The organism is Streptomyces capitiformicae (assembly GCF_002214185.1).
Lineage (GTDB): Bacteria > Actinomycetota > Actinomycetes > Streptomycetales > Streptomycetaceae > Streptomyces > Streptomyces capitiformicae.
The window spans coordinates 6,016,169-6,033,588 of the sequence record NZ_CP022161.1 but is presented as its reverse complement, the minus strand read 5'-3'; the positions used below and the strand labels follow the sequence as shown (position 1 = coordinate 6,033,588).

Sequence of the window (17,420 nt, the reverse complement as noted above, 5' to 3'; positions counted from 1 at the left end):
TGCTGCCCATGGTGGTTGATACATTCGCCGCGGACAAGGTCCCAGGAGTTTTCCGACGCCCCGAGGAGGACGCCATCAGTACGCCCCCGCCCGCTCCCGAACTTCGCTTCGGCGTCAACTACACCCCGCGCCGCGGCTGGTTTCACGCATGGCACGACTTCGACCCGCGGGAGGCGCGGGAGGACCTGGCGCAGATCGCCGGGCTGGGCCTCGACCACGTACGCGTCTTCCACCTGTGGCCGCTCCTCCAGCCCAACCGCACCCTGATCCGTACCACCGCCGTCGACCAGCTCTGCCGGCTCGTGGACATCGCAGCCGAGTGCGGACTGCACGTCGTCGTGGACGGCGTGCAGGGCCATCTGTCCAGCTTCGACTTCTACCCGGAGTGGACGCGCAGCTGGCACCACCGCAATGTGTTCACCGACCCCGAGGCCATCGAGGCGCAGGGGGCCCTGCTGCGCACACTCGGCCGTGCCCTGACCGGCCGCCCGAACCTCATCGGCCTCCAGCTCGGCAACGAACTCAACAACCTGGTGGAGCACAACCCGGTGACGGCGGCCGAGGTGGACCACTACCTGGACACGCTGCTCGCGGCGGCCAGGGACGGGCTGGGCGAGGGCGGCGGCCTGGTCACGCACTCCGCGTACGACGCCGCCTGGTACGGCGACAACCACCCCTTCACCCCCGAGGCCTCGGCCCGCAAGGGCGATGTGACCACCGTGCACCCCTGGGTGTTCTCCGCCGACTGCGCCCGCCGCTACGGCCCTCGCTCCCCGCAGGTGCGGCATCTCGCCGAGTACGGCACCGAGCTGGCCAAGGCGTACGCCACCGACCCCGCCCGACCGGTCTGGGTGCAGGAGACCGGCGCCCCCGAGCCGCACATCCCGGCGGCCGACGCGCCCGGCTTCGCCCGCGTGACCCTGCTGAACGCGGCGGACTGCACGGGTCTGTGGGGCGTGACCTGGTGGTGCTCCCACGACGTGGACCGCTCCCTCGCCGACTTCCCCGAACTGGAGTACACGCTGGGCCTGTTCGACTCGACGGGCCGCCCCAAGCCGATCGCGCACGCCCTCGCCGAGACGGTGGCGGAACTGCGCGCCGAACCATCACGTTCGGTGCCGGTCCGAGACACCGCCCTGGTCCTGGACTGCACCCCGGCGACCCGCTCGGTGTCCGGTCCGGGGGGCGCCTTCTTCGAGACATGGATGCGGCTGCGGACGGAGGGGGCGCGTCCGGCGGTGGTGCCGGCGGACCGGGCGGAGGACATGGAGTATCTCGCGGCCCGGGGGATCAAGGAGCTGGTGTCGGCAGGGTGAGGGGCATCCCGTCAGCACCCCCGGGTCACCCCGTCACCGCAGCCCCGCCAACACCTCCGCGACCGCCCGGAGATTGACCCGGCCCCGCCCGTACGCGTGGACGGCGCCCTCGTCCCCGGGTTCCGGCAGACCCGTCGACACCCGTACCGCGTCGGGCCGTGCGGCCAGCAGCGCGGTGCGCAGTCGCCGCTGCCAGGGGTGCAGTCCGGCATCGCAGACGGCGACCACGAGAGGGCGCTCCTCGGCCGCCCTCAGCGCCTCCGCCACCACGGCGTCCGTGTCCCCCGGCTCCCCGGCGACGGCCGTCCCCGTGGCTGTCGGGTCGAGGGCGCGCAGCTCGGTCAGGAGGTCCTCGCCGCCCCAGTTGAGCGCGGGGTGCGGCGGCGGGAAGAGGTCGACGACGTGGGCGCCGGGCACGGGCGGCGGTAGCGGTCCCCCGCCGCGTACGGCCCGGCGCGCCGCCTCCAGCCCGGCGCCGTCGTCCCAGCGGGCCACGACATCCGGTGCGGTCGGTACCGCGTACCGCTCGGCGAGGCGCAGCACGCGCGCGGCGGCCTGCGCGACCCGTTCCTCGGCCAGTTCCCCGGAGGCCAGCGCGTCGAGGACGGCGTCCCGGCAGGCGAGAGTCGTGCCGAGGTCCGGTACGGCGACGATGACCTGGTCGGCACCGGCGGCGAGGGCGAGGCGGGCGCCGGCGGCCTCGCCGTAGCGGTCGGCGATGGCCTTCATCTCCAGCGCGTCGCTCACCAGCACGCCGTCGAAGCCGAGTTCGCCCCGGAGCAGGTCGCCCAGGATGCGGGGGCTGAGGGTGGCGGGGCGGTCGGGGTCCAGGGCCGGGAAGACGACGTGGGCGCTCATCAGCATCGGCACGCCTGCGGAGATCGCCGCCCGAAAGGGGGCGAGGTCGAGATCGGCGTACGGCCGTGGGTCGACGGCGAGTTCGTGGTGGCTGTCGGTGACCGTGCCGCCGTGGCCGGGGAAGTGCTTGGCGCAGGAGGCGATGGAGCGTGCCTCGGTGGCGGCGATCCAGGCGCGCAGATGCCGGGAGGCCGGTTCGGGGTCGGCGCCGAAGGCGCGGGTACGCACGATCGGGTTCTCGGGGCGCCGTTGGAGGTCCGCGACCGGGGCGTAGGAGACGGTGATGCCGAGCGAGGCGAGGTGCCCGGCGAGTGCGTCGGCGCAGGCCGTGGTGAGCGCCGGGTCGTCGACGACGCCGAGGGCCCAGGAACCGGGCACCTCGGGGGCGCCCGCGCCGGCCAGGTGGCCGATGCCGCCGCCCTCGTTGTCGATGGCCACCAGCAGGTCCGGGCGCAACGCTCTGAGGGCGGCGGTGAGTTCGCGCACCTGGTCGGCGTCCCGCACATTGCGGGTGAACAGGATGACCCCGCCCAGCCCGCGGTCGACGAGCCGCTTCAGTGTGTCGGGGACGGTCGTGGTGCCGTCGAAGCCGGCGACCAGACAGCGGTGTGCGGCCTCGTCCAGGGCGTGGGAGGGAAGGGTCACCCCGCGAATCCTCTGGTTCATCGAGCCGAAAGTCAACAGACATACGGCTGAGCCATTCAAGAACCCTTCAGCGGTGCGGACCTCAGCGGTGTGGACCTCAGCGGTTTACAGAGTGCCCCCGTACCACTAACGTACAACCAAATGGTTGTAGATGACGGAACCGACGGCAGCCTGGACCGGCTCTTCCATGCCCTGGCGGACACGACACGCCGGGACATACTGCGGCGCTGCCTCCAGGGCGATCTGTCGGTCTCGCATCTGGCCGCCGCCTACCCGATGAGCTTCGCCGCGGTGCAGAAACACGTGGCGGTGCTGGAGCGGGCCGGACTGGTCAGCAAGCAGCGGCGGGGGCGGGAGCAGCTCGTCCGCACGGAACCCGACGCGGTGGCGCGGGCCCGGCGGGCGCTCGACGAGCTGGAGTCCCTGTGGCGCGGCAGAGTGGAGCGGATGGCCGATCTGCTCACGCACGACCCCCGTACGGAAGAAACCCCGAGAGAGGGACAGGACAGATGAGTGTGACCAGCGTGGACAAGGATTTCGACAACCTCACCCTCACCCTGATCGCGGACTTCGCGGCCCCGGTCGAGAAGGTGTGGCAGTTGTGGGCGGACCCGCGCCGGCTGGAGCGTTGGTGGGGACCGCCGACCTACCCGGCCACCGTCGAGACCCACGACCTCACGCCGGGCGGCGAGGTCACCTACTTCATGACGGGCCCCGAGGGCGACAAACACCGTGGCTGGTGGCGTGTCACGTCGATCGCCCCGCCGACGTCCCTGGAGTTCACCGACGGCTTCGCCGACGCGGACGGCACGCCGAGCGCCACCATGCCGACCACCACCACGCAGGTACGGCTGACCCGGCACGAGACCGGCACCCGCATGGAGATCCGGTCCGTCTTCGACACCCGGGAGCAGATGGAGCAGCTGGCGAAGATGGGCATGGAGGAAGGCCTCAAGCAGGCGGTCGGGCAGATGGACGGCCTTCTCGCCGAGGCGTGAACCGGCCTTCCTTTTCGATCTCCTGCTCGATCTCCTGCTCGGCCCAGATGATCTTCCCGTCCGCGGTGTACCGGGACCCCCATCGATGGCTGAGCTGAACCACCAGGAAGAGGCCGCGGCCGCCTTCGTCCATGCTCCGGGCCTGCCGCAGCCGGGGGCCGTGCTGCTGGCGTCGGAGACCTCGCAGGTCAGGCGGGCATTGCGGAGCAGGCGCAGCCGTAGGGGTGGGGTGGCGTAGCGGATCGCGTTGGTGACCAGCTCGCTCACGATGAGCTCCGTCGTCGTGGCCAGCTCCCCCAGCCCCCAGGCCACCACCTGGCGGGTCGCCCGGGCCCGGGCGACGGCGACGGCGGCCGGGTCCACGGGCACGTCCCAGGAGACGACGTGGTCGGCGCCCAGCGTATGGGTGCGGGCCAGGAGGAGGGCGATGTCGTCGGGTTGCGGCACGGGTACGAGTTGCCGCACGGCGGAGGCGCAGCGGGTGGCCCGGTCCGCCGCCGACCCCGTACGCGGTGTACGACCCCGGCACGAGACAGTGCCGCATGGCCAACGCCGGGCACGTACCGCCCGCGCTGGCCCGCTCCGGCCGCTCCCCCACGCTGCTCGAACTGCCCACCGGCGCCCCGCTCGGCGTCGGCGGCGTCCCCTTCGAGATGACCATGACCCCGCCTCGACCCCGGCGACCTGCTGGTCCTTTACACCGACGGCCTCGTGGAGACCAGGCTCCACTCCATCGACGACCGCCTCGACGTCCTGCTCGGCTACCTTGACGCACCCCACCGCTCCCTGGAGGAAACCTGCGATCTGCTCCTGTACGGACTGCGCCACCCCGACGACCACGACGACGTCGCCCTTCTCGTCGCCCGAGCCCTGTAGGCCGTACGGCGGCGGGGAACCAGGATGTACGAGCAATCGTTGTCGTTCGTGAGCCGGGCAGGCCGACCCGCCCGCCCACCCACCGCCGAGGAAGGGGACGAGAACCCTATGCCGAGCGACAAGGCCCGAAGACTGTTCGAGGCACTCGACCTCGACCACAACGGCACGCTGACCCGCGAGGAGGTGATCAACGCCCTGCGTACGAAAGGCCCGTCCCTGGCCGCGTCCGGGGATCTCCCGTTCTGGGCGGTCGGCGACACCGACGCCTCCTCCGCCCTCTTCGACGCCGCCGACCAGAACGGCGACGCCGTACTGACCCTGGAGGAGTTCGCCGCGGTCGTCGACCGCCGCTTCGGCTGGCACTGAGCCGCCACGGACCACGGCCACGATCAACGCGGTTGCCGAGCCGGTTCCGATCATGAACGATCATGGAACGTGACGACGAACTCCGACCACGGCCGACCCACCCCCGTTCCCTCCCCTGCTTCCCCTGCTTCCCTTCCTACCCCTCGCCCGCTGGCTCTGCTCACCGGAGTGGGCCGCACGATCGGCATCGGTGCGGGCATCGCCCGCCAACTGGCGGCATCCGGCTGGGACATCGCCTTCACCTACTGGACCCCTTATGACAAGCGCATGAGCTGGGGCGTCGAGTCCGGCGCGACCGAGGCGATCACCGCCGGCCTCACCGAATGCGGCGCCGCCACCCTGGCCGTGGAAGCGGACCTCGCCGACCCGGAGACCCCGGCCCGTGTCTTCGACGAGGTCGAACGCGCGCTGGGAAAGATCACGGCCCTCGTCATGTGTCACTGCGAATCGGTCGACTCCGGTCTGCTGGACACCACCGTCGAGAGCTTCGACCGTCATTTCGCGGTCAACGCGCGCGCCACCTGGCTGCTCATCCGTGAGTACGGCCGACGGTTCGCGGCCTCCCCGGGCAGCGGCCGGATCATCGCCCTCACCAGCGACCACACCGTCGGCAACCTGCCCTACGGCGCGAGCAAGGGGGCCCTGGACCGCATCACCCTGGCCGCCGCGCACGAGTTCGCCGACCTGGGCGTGACCGCCAACGTCATCAACCCGGGGCCGGTGGACACCGGTTGGATGACCGACGAGGGACGCGAGTACATCCTTGGCCGCACCCCGCTGAACCGTATCGGCACCCCCCAGGACGCCGCCCACCTCGTCGACTTCCTCTGTTCCCCCCAGGGGCAGTGGATCAACGGCCAACTCCTGCTGAGCAACGGCGGCTTCGCCTGAGGGTGCGAGCGGTTCGGCGCGCCGTGCGTGTGGCCGGTCAGCGGTAGCAGGTGGTGACGCCCGGTTTCCAGGGGCAGGCGATGGCGGCGAAGCCGCCGTTGGTGACGACGTCGACGGTGAAGGTGTCGCCGCCGCGCAGCACCTGGCGGTCCTGGACGAGGCCGTCGGCGCCGTCCCGGATCGTCTCGACGAGCCAGCGGCCGGGGCCGATGGACAGCGGCACCTCCGCCGTGCGGGCGGCGCCGGCGTACACGCCGCCCAGGAACCAGCGGTCGCCGTCGCGCCGGGCGAGCACGGCCTCCTGGCCCGGTCGGCCGGTGAGCAACCGGGTGTCGTCCCAGGCGGCGGGAATCTGCTCGAAGAAGGCCCGGGCGAGCGGCCGGGCGTCGTACGACTCGGGGGTGCCCGCGAGCATCTGGAAGCCCGACTCGTAGGTGACGGCGAGTCCGACCTCGGCCGCGTCGGAGTTGGGGCGCAGGCCGACGCGTTGGAAGGCGCCGGGGGTGAAGTCCATGGAGCCGATGACGTTGCGGGTGAAGGGCAGGGTGGTGAGGTGGACGGCGGTGTTGGTCCGCTTCTCCTCGCCGGCGACGCCTTCCAGGGTCATGACGTGGGGCCAGGTGCGTTGCATGCCCTTGGGGATGGTGGAGCCGTGGAAGTTGACCATGAGGTGGTGGGCGGCGGTCTCCTTCAGGATGGCGTCGTACCACTGGAGCATGGGCTGCTTCTCGGAGTCCATGAAGTCGATCTTGACGCCTTTGACGCCCCACCGTTCGAGGGTGGGCAGCCACTGGGCGCGTTCCTCGGGGGTGTCGAGTTCGCGCTGGTGGATCCAGACGATGATGCCGACGCCCTTGGCGCGTGCGTGGTCGACGAGTTCGGGCAGCCAGCTGTTGGCCTGCCAGTCGGGGTCGGTGGTGTCCCATGCGTCGGCCTTGAAGTACCAGCCCGCGTCGACGGCCTCGTAGGGCCAGTTCCGTTCGGCCGCGTAGTCGACGTACGTCTTCTGCGCGGCGAGGCTCTGGCCGGCCGGGCGACCGCCGGCGAGCCAGGTCCACAACACGGTTCCGGGCCGTACCCAGGTGGTGTCGGCGACCTTGGAGGCGCGGGCGAGGTCGTCGGTGAAGGTGGAGCGGGTGACGGTGGTGAGGTCGCCGGTGACCATGGCCCGCCAGGGGGTGGCGAGCGGGCCGTCGGTCCGGACCCGGTCGTCGGCGAGCTTGATCCGATAGGTGCCGGTGCCCTGGTCGTGGGCGAGTCGGGCGCCGGAGTAGGTGCCGGTGAGGTCGGATTCGGCGAGCAGGGTGTAGCCGCCGTCGGTCTCGAAGAGCGCCTGGTCCGAGTATTCGCCGGTGGGTGCCGAGGCAGCCGTGTACGGGGCGAACTGGCCCTCGTTGTCGACCCGGTAGGTGCCGAGCCATGCGTTCGCGTCCGACGGCAGTCGGAACGCGGAGGTCTCGCCGAGCACGTCGCCGTACGCGGCGGGCAGGACGTAGCGGTAGGCGACGCCGTCGGCGGAGGCGCGGACGACGAGGTCGAGCCGGGCGCCCTCGGGCGTGGCGAACGACAGGCGGGTCTCGTTCATGAGGGCCCGGCGTTCCAGTCGTTTGCCGGACTTCGTCCGGTACCGCTCGTCGACCATCCGGTCCTTGCGGTGCAGGAAGCGCAGGTCCTGGGAGAAGTCGGCCTGTTCGGTGACGATGCCGACGGGCGACGGTTCGATGACCGTACGACCGCCGCGGGACACCGCGAGGCTCAGCTTGCCGGTGGTGTCGTCCAGGGACACCCGGGCACGCGGTGCGGGTGATGCCGTCGTGCGTTCGGGGCCGGACACGGCCCATGCGTGTGCGTCCTGTTCGGCCCGTGCGGGGCCGGTCGTGAAGAGTGTGGCCACCAGCCCGGCGCAGAGCGCGGCGACCGAGGTTCTGCGAGCAACCCCCATGAGAAACCTCCCTGTTGTCGGTATGCGGCTACGGCAGGCCCCAGGCCGGGCCCGGTTCGCTCAAGGCGACGGGCGCGATGACGAGGTCGGGGCGGGCACCGGCGTGGACGAGCACCTCGCGGCCCCTGGGCAGGTCGATGGCGAGGGTGCCGTCGCCCAGGTCCCGGGTGCGGGCCGGTGTGCCGTCGTCCAGCAGCACGGTGAGGGTTCCGCTGAGTCCGTGCCGGAGCTTGAGGGGCTCGCCGGCCTCGCTCCTGATCCGGATGAACCGGGTCTTCCCGCCCTCGCGGACGGCGCTGAGCAGGAAGGCGCCCTGGGTGCGGAAGTTGTGCAGGGTGACGTCCGCCCAGGTGGACGGAACGGCCGGGAAGACACGGATCACGCCGCCCCAGCTCTGGCAGAACATGTCGTGCAGGGACTGCGAGGCGGACAGCGGGGTCTCGATGACCGGACCGGCCTCGGTGTAGTGCGTGTTGGCGCGGCAGGGGTAGCGGGTGGTGGTGTCGAAGAACTTCCGCAGATAGGTGATCGCGGTGTCGCCGTCGCCGGTCATCGCGTACATCGATGCGGCCCCGGTGTAGCTGTAGCCCCGGTGGGCGCTGTTCAGTGCCTGCCAGTGGGCCACCGACTTGGCGATCAGTTCGCGGTTCTCGGGCTGTTCCCAGTTGACGAGGTACAGCGGGTACACCATCAGCAGGTGCGAGTAGTGCCGGTGGGACTGGGCGTACGGGGTGTCGGCGCCGATCATGAAGCCGTTGTCGTCGACCGGGTACGGCGTGAGCTTGGCCAGCACCTCCTGCCAGCGCGGGATCAACTCGTCGTCGAGGCCGAGCAGTTCGGCCGACTCGATGAGCGTTCGGCAACCCCAGCGGATCAGGGCCAGGTCGTAGTTGGTGTCCTGGGGCGGCACGACGGGGTACTCGGGCGAGAGCGTGCTCGGGAGGTGGAGCTTGCCGTCGCTACCAGGGGTGAGGAAGTGCAGGTAGTAGGTGACGGCCCGGCGCAGCACCGGGTAGACCGTGTCGCGCAGGAGGCTCTTGTCCATGGTGTGCCGGTAGGACAGCCACACGTTGTGCAGGGCCCAGGTGAGGTTGCCGGCCTCGTTGCCGGCGCCCGGCACCGCCACACCGCGGTTGGCGAACATGTCGGAGCTGCGGCCGACGCCGGAGCTGTCCTTGCGGTAGGGGGCGGGCACGTTGGCGATGAGCTGTTCCTGGTTCTGGCGCAGCGTGGTGGCGAGCGAGTCGAGTTCCAGGTGGTTGGAGCCGTGGATGAGCCAGTACTCCAGCTGGACGTTGAGGTTCCACCAGACCGCGGGCCAGGGTGTGGGCTCCAGCCAGGGCCCGGAGGTGGCCATGACGGGGCCGCCCGCGCGGCTGGCGGAGGCGATCTTGTAGAGCTGGATCCAGTGGAAGCTCTGCAGCCGCTGGTCGGGGAACGAGACGAAACTCTTCCGGTAGAAGGCGTGCCACCAGCGGGTGTGGCGCCGCCTGAGGGCGCCGTACGAGGTCACGCGTCGGAGGTTCCGTAAGGAGGCGGCCGAGGCGGCGGTGTCGGAGGGGTGGCTGTGCCCGACGCTGAGCAGCAGGTCGTCGCCGGTGCGGCGGTACGCGGTGGCGGTCTGGCCGCCGGTGAGGGGTTGGAGAACCTGCTCGGTGCCGTCGGTGGTGGTGCGGGTGGTCCAGGGCGGGTTGGCGGTGTAGCCGGCGGGCGGGGGCTCCTGGATCTTCCGGGGGCTGATGGCCTCCTCGGGGTGGAACGTCCAGGTGACCTGTTCGTCGCCGCCGGCCGTCACGCGTACGGCCAGGACCTCGTCGTGGATGAGCGCGGAGAGGGTGAGGGTGCCCGCGGTGGTGGTGACGGTGCCGGTGAGCTCGGCGTTCCACAGGCTCAGCCGCCAGTCGACGGCGGTGATGGTGCCGACCGGGTCGAGGGTGAGGTGGCCGACGGGGAGGCGGCAGGTGCCCCAGCCGCTGCCGAACTCGGGCCGGTGGTCCTGGACTCGGCCGTGCTGGACGGTGAAGCGGATCCGGTTGGCGCCGGGCTCCCGGTAGATCATGCTGCCGAGCAGCCCGTCGCCGAGGAACGGGCCCTCGTGCCAGAGGGTCGGCAGTTTGGTCCACAGCAGGTCCTGGCCGCGCAGGAACGCGTTCCAGGCGGCGTCGGTGGTCATGGTGTCGCGGAGCTTCCAGGGACGTCTGTCACGTCCGATCACTGGGGCGGCTTCGGCGGACCGCTCCGCCGATAAGGGCGGTGCGGCGTGGGATGTCCCGGACAGGGTCACGGCTGCCGCGCCGCCCAGCGCGGTGCCGATCACCGCTCTGCGGGGCATCGGTGAGTGTTTCCCCGGCTGTGAGGTCATCTTCGTCCTCCAGACCTGACGGTCCTCAATACATCGGGTGTATCGCCGAACGTAGGGACAGGTGGTGTGCCTGTCAATGACGCATGTGGCGAGAGAGCAGGAACGAAGAAAGGTCCAGACTCTTGACTCATCCGATGTCTTGGGGTTGCCTGCGAGGAACTTCCCCTCCCCACACTCGCCGGAAGGACACACGATGAACAGGAGATCGGTCTTACGGGCCGGGGCCGTGCTGCTGGCCACCGGCGCCACGACGGCGGCGCGCCTCGCCGACCCGACCGACGGCTGGACGCGGACCTCGTTCACGTACAGCTGGCAGAAGCCCTGGAACCTCGATCTCGGCGACCGGCACAGCTACAGCGGTGGCGTCCACCGCATGTGGGTGTACGCCGCCGACGAGCCGTTCGAGGAGGGCAGCTCCACCGACCCGCGCACCGAGATGCGGTGGAAGAACGACTACAGGACAGGTGACCGCATGTGGGACGCCGACGTCTATCTGCCGTCCGGCTCCGACGGCGCCTCCTTCGTCCAGATCCTGCGCAGCGTCCGCCCCTCGGGCACCCCCGCCACCGACATCATGCTCAACGTCTACGACACCAACGGCGGCACCGTGCGGCGCTATGACGGCACGGTGCTCAAGACCGGGGCGTACGACACCTGGTTCAATGTGAAGATCGCCCACTCGGCGAGCAGCGGGACCGGGACCATCAAGGTGTACTTCGACGACTCGCTCGTCCTGACGGTCGCCGACCGGGGCCCCGCGACCCGCTACTTCAAGAACGGCGTGTACAACCACGGTTCGGGCCGCGTCGAGGCACGCTTCCGCGACATCCGCTACTGGACGCGGTGACGGGACCGCCCCCAGGTTCACGCGAACAGCGCGCACGGAGGGTGACCCGGCTTGTCGGCGCGTACCGAGCGTGAGCCCGTGTATCGGCGCGGCATCGGCGGTAACTAGCCAGTTGTACGTAGTCCCTTTACGTAGCTCTACGGATGCGGCGGCGATCTTCCTCCGCTTGGCTTGCCGGACGCCGGAAAGATCGCCTCGCGTCTCCGCTCGTCGCCGGGGCCGAACGGCCCACCGGGCGGGTCCTGTCGCGAGAGGGCCCCGGGCCGATTGTCAGTGGTCGCCGCTAGCGTTCCGCACATGGTCGCACTGGGCCGGGATTTCCCCGGCTGAACTGTGCTTTCTTCATGGTGCTCTGGACGCGGAAGGCGGGGGTCGTGGGTTGGCTGTCGGCGGGTGACGGGTATGAAGTCGCCCTTGTGGAGGGGCGGGTGGCGGCACGGGCCACCTCGGGCCGGTCGGCGGGGCGGCAGTTGAAGTCGCTGCCGCGCGCGCTCAAGGACCACCCGGAGGTGGACCGGCTGCGGAGGTTCGCCGAGTGGCTGGATCGGCATGCCGCGGCGTGCGTCGCGCAGGTCGACGCCTGGATGGTGTCGTCACTGCCCGTACCCACCGGCCTGCTGGCCCGGGTGTGGCCGGACGAGGCGTGGCAGTCCGCGCTGCGCGACCTGGCGGTGGTCGGTGACGACCCGGACGAGGTCGGTTTCCTGCGGGGTGCCACCGACTCCGGCGAGCTGCGGATCGTCAACCTCGACGGTGAGACCGTCCGGCTGTCCCCGCGCACGGTGACACTGCCGCATCCGGTGCTGCTGCCGGACCTGGACGACCTGCGGGAGTTCGCGGCCGAGTTGGGCATCGTGCAGCGCGTCGAGCAGATACACCGGGCGATCTGGCGGCGGCCGGACGACCTCGCCGCCAAGGCCACCCAGGTCCGGGAGTTCACCGGGGGCTCGTTCCGCTCCCGCTTCGCCCTCGCCGCGCGCGCCTCGTCACTCGGATACCGGGTGTCCGGTGGTTACGCCACGGCCCGGGTACGGGACGGCGGGCACACGGTGGAGGCCTCCGTGTGGATCGGGGAGCCGTACTGGGACGGCGATGTGGAGCTCGGCAACCTCACCTGGCACGACCCGGACGGCCGCGCCCTGCCGCTGCGAGAGGTGGGCCCGGTGGCCTGGTCGGAGGGGATGCGGATGGCCGCGGCCCTGTACGCGGGACGCGAGATCGAGGGGGGCAAGGACGCATGAGCGGGGGGACGCGGGTGTCGTACGAGGAACTGCTGGCGGCGGGCGGGGTGCTGCCGCCGGACACCGAGGGAGCCGGGGAGCGGGCGGTGCCACTGACCGCGCGGACGTACCGTCATCCGGGCCTGGACGACCGGGTGGTGGTACGGCTGGTGGCCGGGGAGCTGGGCGCGGCGGAGGACCTGGCCACCGGGTTCCTCGGTCTGGAGCGGGACGCGGAGCCGGCCGTGGTGGGCCTCGGGCTGCGCCAGTCGCTGGGGTTCCCGGAGTGGGTGCTGGTGCACCACCCGGAGGACGGTCACCGCGCGCTGGGTGTCGTGCCGGATCTGGAGAAGGTGGCCCGGCAGGCGAAGTCCAAGCCGAAGGCGGCCATGGACGCCTGTCTGGAGTTGGGCACCCGGCTGGCGGCCTCGGTGCCGCACTTCCTGCCGACGTTCTACGAGCAGGCCGGACGGGTGTTCCTCGCCGAGGAGAACGCCGCATACGCGGCCCAGTTGTTCACCCGCGCCCGCAAGGCCGAGGCCGAGCACGGGCTGGTGGTGGACGAGGAGCGGCTGGACGCCGTGTTCCTGGAGTTCGCCCTGGCCGGGGCGCTGCCGGTGAAGGTGCTGTCGGCGTATGCGAAGGAGCTGGCCGCGCGGGTGCCGGCCGAGGAGGCGCTGCGGCGCTTCACCCGGCTGTGCCTGCGCCGCACGGCGGGCGGTCTGCCGCCGTCGGCGCAGATGGCGAACGACCTGCGCAAGCTGGCCCGCGCCGCCGGGCGGGACGCGGATCTCACCGAGCAGGAGTATCTGGCGGAGCTGTTGGGTCTGCCCGCCACGCTGCGGGCGGCGGCGGGCTGGTGGAAGGGCCACCGTACGGCTCTGGTGGCGCTCGCCGGGCGTGAGCCCCGGGTGCGTGGCGCTCTGCTGGACATCGTCCCGTCGGTGGAGGACGACGAGATGCCCGCGCTGTGGCTGGGGGTGCTGGAGGCGTCCGGTGCTCTAGCGGGGCTGTGGGACACGTCGCTGCCCGCGGAGGAGCGGTCGAGCGACGGTACGGCGGGCTGGCTCCAGCGGTTCCTGAAGTTCCGCCAGGAGTCGCGCTGTGCCACCGAGCGGCTGGCGGAGCTGTACGCGCTGGTGGACCGGACCGCCGAGGTGCTGCGGGCCGAACTCACCGCGTCGGGTGGCGAGTTGCGGGCCACCGAGGACCTCGACCTGCTCGATCAGCTGCTGTCGCTGGACGTGCCCGTGGCGGCCCCCGGGAAGAACTCCATGCTGCTGCTCGCCGCGTGGGCCAAGGGCGAGGGGCAGCGCGAACTGCTGTCGCTGGCCGCCGATTCCCGCTTCCACGAGGCATTCCGGAAGGGTGCCGACCACCTCGGCGACAACGTGCACGGTCTGCGGGCGATCCGGCTGCTGGCGGCGTCCCCGGGCGGGCGCCCGATGCTCGCGGAGTGGGTACGTGCGGTGGTCCGGCGGTTCACCGTCGTCGGTCTGCCCCAGCTGCCCGACGCGCTGACCCGGCTGAAGTGGCTGCCCGCCAAGGCGCTGGCGCTGGCCGAGGAGGAGGTGCGCGAGGCCGTCGCCACCGACCTCGCCCCGGTGCTGGCCCGCACCCTGAGGACCGGCATCGTCGACGAACTGGGCTGGCCCGCCTGGGAGGAGGCGACCGCCGACCTCGTCCCCAAGAACGACGTCGAGGACATCGTCGTCGCCGACGCCTGGCCCCACCTCATCGTGGCGGGCGCCGCCCAGGCCCGGGTGATCGGCGCCGAGGGCACGGTCCTCACCCACGATCTGCGCGCCGCGGTGAAGGACAGCTGGGGCGACCCGGGCTTCCACCACGTGGACGGCGAGTTGCTCGTCCACTGGCGCACCCGCAACGACGGCCTGCGCGGCTACTGGCACACGCGCGCCGACCGGGAGCTGAGCCTGAAGGGCCCGGACAGTACCCGGGGCACCCAGATGGACTGGTATCGGGGTGACTTCCCGATCACCCTTCCCCTGCCCGGTGGCGGCCGGGCCACCGGCAGCGGTGTGCTGCACGCCGGGGACACCACCGTCCCCGAGGAGCGCCCGATGGTCTCCGACGGCGTCTCGTACTGGCTGTGGCACACCCCCGCCGAGGACGGGGAGACGAGCGGTTTCTTCGAGTACGACCCGGTCACGGGTGAGCTCGGACGCAGGAGCATGCCCGCGTTCTTCACCGACGCGCTGCGCGACGCTCCCGAGGGCAGCACCTTCCAGGGCGGCTGGCTTGGCCCGTCCCCGACACCCGGCGCCACCCCGGCATCGGCGCCCGTGGACGGGCTGATCGGTCTGCGCCAAGTGCGACTGCCCGACGGTTCCCGGCGCACCGAGGACCTCGCGGGTCACACCGTGACCCTTCCCGCCGATATGCCCTGGCCGTCCGCGCTCGTGGTGTTCCCCGGCGCCGACCGGGCCGTCGCCGTCGTCCGCGGTAGCTGGCAGCTCGACCTGGTCGACTCCGAAGGCGTCGTCACCGCGGTGACCAAGACGGACCGTACGCCCGGTGTCTTCGGCGAGGGCACACTGCTGCTGCCGCCGGTGCAGTACTGGGAGTGCATGACGCCTCGTGACCCGGAGGGCTCCGAGGCGCTGCGGCGCATCGACCGGGACACCTCGGCGGCCCTGCTGAAGGCCGCCGCGCAGCCCGACGAGAAGGCGCTGCCCGACGCGATCCGCGCACTGCTGCCGGTCACCCATGACGCGCTCGTCGCGGGCATCGCCGGAGTCGTCCGGCACGCCGCCGGTCAGCAGGCCGTCCTCGACGCGGCGGCGACCCGGCTCACCCGGGCCCTCGACGGCGACTTGGAGGACGAGGGTCCGGTCGGGGTCCCGGATGTCGTGCTCCTCGAGGCACTCAACGGCCTCGGAGTGGTCAACGGCTACTGGTGGAACCGCGACAAGGAGGTCACCACCGTCTTCCGCGCCCTGCGGGTGATGGCCCGGGCCGCCGGGCTCACCGACACCGCCGTACCGGAGGAGCGGACGGCTCGCCTCCACCTCGACGGCCCGGGACTGCATTCGGGGCAGCCGGAGATGGAGACGCTGGTCGACCGCGTCAGGGCTCTGTCGTTCCGGGCCGCGGCCGGCACGACCTCCGGGAAGCACCGCGAGGCACTGCGCACGCTGCTCGGCGAGTTCGACGCCCTGGGGCTGGGCGCGACCGCCACGCCCCAGCGGTGGCGCAAGGTGGAACTGAGCCTGGCGGCCGACCTGTTGCGCTCAGCATCGGGTGACTGGCGAGAGGGCGCGTGGCGGGGGCTGCTGCCGCTGGGCGGCGGTGCCTTCATCGTCTTCGTGGAGCGCGAGTCCACGCACGAGTCCGACGAGGGTTACCTCTTCACCGGCTTCTTCCACGACCCGACCGGGCGGTTCGAGATCCCCGAGCCCTACACGCTGCGCAAGTCGTCGCCGCTGGGCGAGGACACGGAGGCGGGCCGACTCGGCGCGTTCCTGGCCGAGTTGGACACGCGGGGGCCTGCGCCCTGGTTCCCGGAGGCCGCCGAAGAGTTCGCCCGGCTCACCGGTGTCACCGAGACGATGGCCCGGCTGATCGTGGCCGGTCTGCCGCAGGTCGATGTCTACGAGCGGACGTTCCTGACGGCGGAGGCACGCGGCTTCATCGGGGTGAAGGCGGCGGCCGCCGCCGACGCCAAGAGCGAACTCGCCCGTGTCGACGGCGACATCAGGGTCGCCGTGGTCGCCGCGCTGCTGCCCGCCGACCCCGCCCGGCTGTGGACCGAGGGTCCGGACGCGGCGGCGGCAGCCGAGGTCTGGAACAGCAGGGTGGGCAAGCGGACGCCCGTCCCCGAGGCCCTGTTCGGCGAAGCGGTACGCGCGGTCAAGCACTCCCAGTGGGAGGTACGGGAGGCGCTGCCCGCGCTGCTGGACCCGGCCGCCGAGCCCCGGTTCACCCAGGACCTGGATTGGGCCGTCAGCGGCGACCGGGTCAAGCCCGTCGGCGGGGACATGGTCGGGTTCACGGCGGAGACTCTGGTCGGCACGGTCGCCCTGGCCGCCTGGCTCGCCCACCGGCTGCCGGCCGGCGACCCGATCCGGGCCGCGCTGCCGCCCGCGCTCAGCGCCGTACGCCGACGCCTCGCCCACCCCGGCCTGGTGCTCGACCTCGGGCGGTACATCAACCTCCCGAAGTTCCGGAAGACCGCGGGTGCCCCGGCCGAGACCGGCAAGGGCTTCGAGCGGTACGGCGCCGTCGTCCTGGCCACTCATGACGACCAGCCGGCGCCGGGCCTGAGGGTCGCCCTGCTCGACGAGGCGGGCCAGGACCCGTATCTGCCCGCGCTGCGCATCGACGACCAGCGGCCCTTCACCGCCGAGGTGGCACTGCGCCTGGCCCGCTCCCCCCGGTTCGCGGCGCTGCTCGCCGACCCGGGCGATCCCTTGGCCGGTGAGCGCGACAAGGACGGCGTCTGGTGGCCGCAGGACCCGAGCCGCTCGGTTCCCGAGTTGGTGACCGAGGTGGCCAAGGAGTACGGCATCGGTGAGGACGCCGCCACGGTCTATCTGATGCTGCTCGCCATGCCCGACCCCACCGACCGTCTCACGGCCCGGTGGACCGGGTGGAAGCCGGCCCGCATCAAGGCGGCCCGCGCCGAGCTGGCGGCCACCGACCTGGTCGTCGAGGCCACCCGGACCAGGGCGTCGCGTTCGCTCTTCCTGCCCGGCGGCTGGGTCGAGCTGACGTCACCGCGCGTTCCGCTGGAGCGGTGGAAGCTCCCGCTGTACGCCGAGGTGATGCACGGCGAGACCCCGACGTTCAGCGTGGTCGTCCCGACCGAGCCGCACGCCGAGTTGTACCGAAGGGCATGGCAGCGCGTCCAGGACGGCGACGCTCCCCGCTTCGAGGAGCTGCAAGTGCGCAAGCGGGGCCGCCGCCGCTGAGAGCAGGCGGGGCTGCCGCCGGCTGACGGCGGGCGGGGCCTCCGCTGGGGGCAGTGGTGGGGCGCCGGTCATGAACGGCGCCCGATCACACCACTGGTCCACGCCCGATCACACCACTGGTCCACGCCCGATCACACCACTGGTCCACGCCCGATCACACCGTTGATC

Annotated in this window: 11 protein-coding genes and 2 pseudogenes; 9 read left to right on the top strand and 4 right to left on the bottom strand. The window is 71.7% G+C overall.

Annotated features, from left to right (window positions below; genetic code table 11):
• The first annotated feature begins 8 nt into the window (after positions 1-8).
• Positions 9-1,316, top strand: a complete 1,308-nt coding sequence (locus tag CES90_RS26880) for a glycoside hydrolase 5 family protein (protein ID WP_189786686.1) — start codon at positions 9-11, stop codon at positions 1,314-1,316.
• A gap of 33 nt (positions 1,317-1,349) precedes the next feature.
• On the opposite strand, the gene CES90_RS26875 is transcribed toward CES90_RS26880, so the two are convergent.
• Positions 1,350-2,840, bottom strand: coding sequence for a glycoside hydrolase family 3 protein (locus tag CES90_RS26875; protein WP_189786687.1), 1,491 nt, complete (start codon positions 2,838-2,840; stop codon positions 1,350-1,352).
• A 120-nt stretch (positions 2,841-2,960) separates the two neighbouring features.
• Between CES90_RS26875 and CES90_RS26870 the strand changes: the two genes are divergently transcribed.
• Together CES90_RS26870 and CES90_RS26865 are read left to right on the top strand one after the other, a co-directional pair.
• A complete protein-coding gene (locus CES90_RS26870; RefSeq protein ID WP_189786688.1) occupies positions 2,961-3,332 on the top strand; it encodes an ArsR/SmtB family transcription factor in 372 nt (123 codons plus the stop codon).
• Positions 3,329-3,817 carry an SRPBCC family protein gene (locus CES90_RS26865; RefSeq protein ID WP_189786689.1) on the top strand — a complete coding sequence of 163 codons (489 nt, stop codon included), beginning with the start codon at positions 3,329-3,331 and terminating at the stop codon, positions 3,815-3,817. Before CES90_RS26870 ends, CES90_RS26865 begins: the two co-directional genes overlap by 4 nt.
• On the opposite strand, the pseudogene CES90_RS49915 reads toward CES90_RS26865, so the two are convergent.
• Positions 3,771-4,294 (bottom strand): annotated as a pseudogene (locus CES90_RS49915) (ATP-binding protein); the annotation flags it as partial. The gene CES90_RS26865 and the pseudogene CES90_RS49915 overlap by 47 nt on opposite strands.
• 29 nt (positions 4,295-4,323) lie before the next feature.
• Between CES90_RS49915 and CES90_RS26855 the strand changes: the two are divergent.
• From CES90_RS26855 to CES90_RS26845, 3 genes and pseudogenes are all read left to right on the top strand, one after another.
• A pseudogene (locus CES90_RS26855) lies at positions 4,324-4,693 on the top strand (PP2C family protein-serine/threonine phosphatase); the annotation flags it as partial.
• Between the two features lie 108 nt (positions 4,694-4,801).
• On the top strand, positions 4,802-5,059 hold the full coding sequence (locus tag CES90_RS26850; protein WP_189786710.1) for an EF-hand domain-containing protein: 258 nt from the start codon (positions 4,802-4,804) through the stop codon (positions 5,057-5,059).
• Between the two features lie 69 nt (positions 5,060-5,128).
• Entirely contained in the window at positions 5,129-5,950 is an 822-nt protein-coding gene (locus CES90_RS26845; protein ID WP_189786691.1) for an SDR family oxidoreductase, read from the top strand.
• Between the two features lie 37 nt (positions 5,951-5,987).
• On the opposite strand, the gene CES90_RS26840 is transcribed toward CES90_RS26845, so the two are convergent.
• Together CES90_RS26840 and CES90_RS26835 are read right to left on the bottom strand one after the other, a co-directional pair.
• Positions 5,988-7,892, bottom strand: coding sequence for a glycoside hydrolase family 97 protein (locus CES90_RS26840; protein ID WP_189786692.1), 1,905 nt, complete (start codon positions 7,890-7,892; stop codon positions 5,988-5,990).
• A gap of 28 nt (positions 7,893-7,920) precedes the next feature.
• Positions 7,921-10,254 (bottom strand): glycosyl hydrolase family 95 catalytic domain-containing protein, encoded by a 2,334-nt coding sequence (locus tag CES90_RS26835; protein WP_189786693.1) that lies wholly within the window; start codon positions 10,252-10,254, stop codon positions 7,921-7,923.
• A 193-nt stretch (positions 10,255-10,447) separates the two neighbouring features.
• On the opposite strand from CES90_RS26835, the gene CES90_RS26830 reads away from it, so the two are divergent.
• The 3 genes from CES90_RS26830 (at position 10,448) to CES90_RS26820 (ending at position 17,252) form a co-directional block, all read left to right on the top strand.
• Complete coding sequence (locus CES90_RS26830; protein ID WP_189786694.1) at positions 10,448-11,101, top strand: polysaccharide lyase family 7 protein; 654 nt, start codon at positions 10,448-10,450, stop codon at positions 11,099-11,101.
• Positions 11,102-11,475: 374 nt separating this feature from the next.
• The gene (locus CES90_RS26825) at positions 11,476-12,342 is read left to right on the top strand and encodes a DUF4132 domain-containing protein (RefSeq protein WP_189786711.1); all 867 of its coding nucleotides are present in this window, start codon (positions 11,476-11,478) and stop codon (positions 12,340-12,342) included.
• Positions 12,339-17,252: a DNA-binding protein gene (locus tag CES90_RS26820; protein WP_189786695.1), complete on the top strand. Its 4,914-nt coding sequence runs from the start codon at positions 12,339-12,341 to the stop codon at positions 17,250-17,252. The genes CES90_RS26825 and CES90_RS26820 overlap by 4 nt, the downstream gene beginning before the upstream one ends.
• Positions 17,253-17,420: the final 168 nt, after the last annotated feature.

Bases quoted from the DNA above. Each gene is read 5' to 3' on its own strand.
- CES90_RS26850 (WP_189786710.1), top strand. From the start codon at position 4,802: ATGCCGAGCGACAAGGCCCGAAGACTGTTCGAGGCACTCGACCTCGAC.
- CES90_RS26875 (WP_189786687.1), bottom strand. From the start codon at position 2,840: ATGAACCAGAGGATTCGCGGGGTGACCCTTCCCTCCCACGCCCTGGAC.
- CES90_RS26830 (WP_189786694.1), top strand. From the start codon at position 10,448: ATGAACAGGAGATCGGTCTTACGGGCCGGGGCCGTGCTGCTGGCCACC.
- CES90_RS26820 (WP_189786695.1), top strand. From the start codon at position 12,339: ATGAGCGGGGGGACGCGGGTGTCGTACGAGGAACTGCTGGCGGCGGGC.
- CES90_RS26865 (WP_189786689.1), top strand. From the start codon at position 3,329: ATGAGTGTGACCAGCGTGGACAAGGATTTCGACAACCTCACCCTCACC.
- CES90_RS26880 (WP_189786686.1), top strand. From the start codon at position 9: ATGGTGGTTGATACATTCGCCGCGGACAAGGTCCCAGGAGTTTTCCGA.
- CES90_RS26835 (WP_189786693.1), bottom strand. From the start codon at position 10,254: ATGACCTCACAGCCGGGGAAACACTCACCGATGCCCCGCAGAGCGGTG.
- CES90_RS26840 (WP_189786692.1), bottom strand. From the start codon at position 7,892: ATGGGGGTTGCTCGCAGAACCTCGGTCGCCGCGCTCTGCGCCGGGCTG.
- CES90_RS26870 (WP_189786688.1), top strand. From the start codon at position 2,961: ATGGTTGTAGATGACGGAACCGACGGCAGCCTGGACCGGCTCTTCCAT.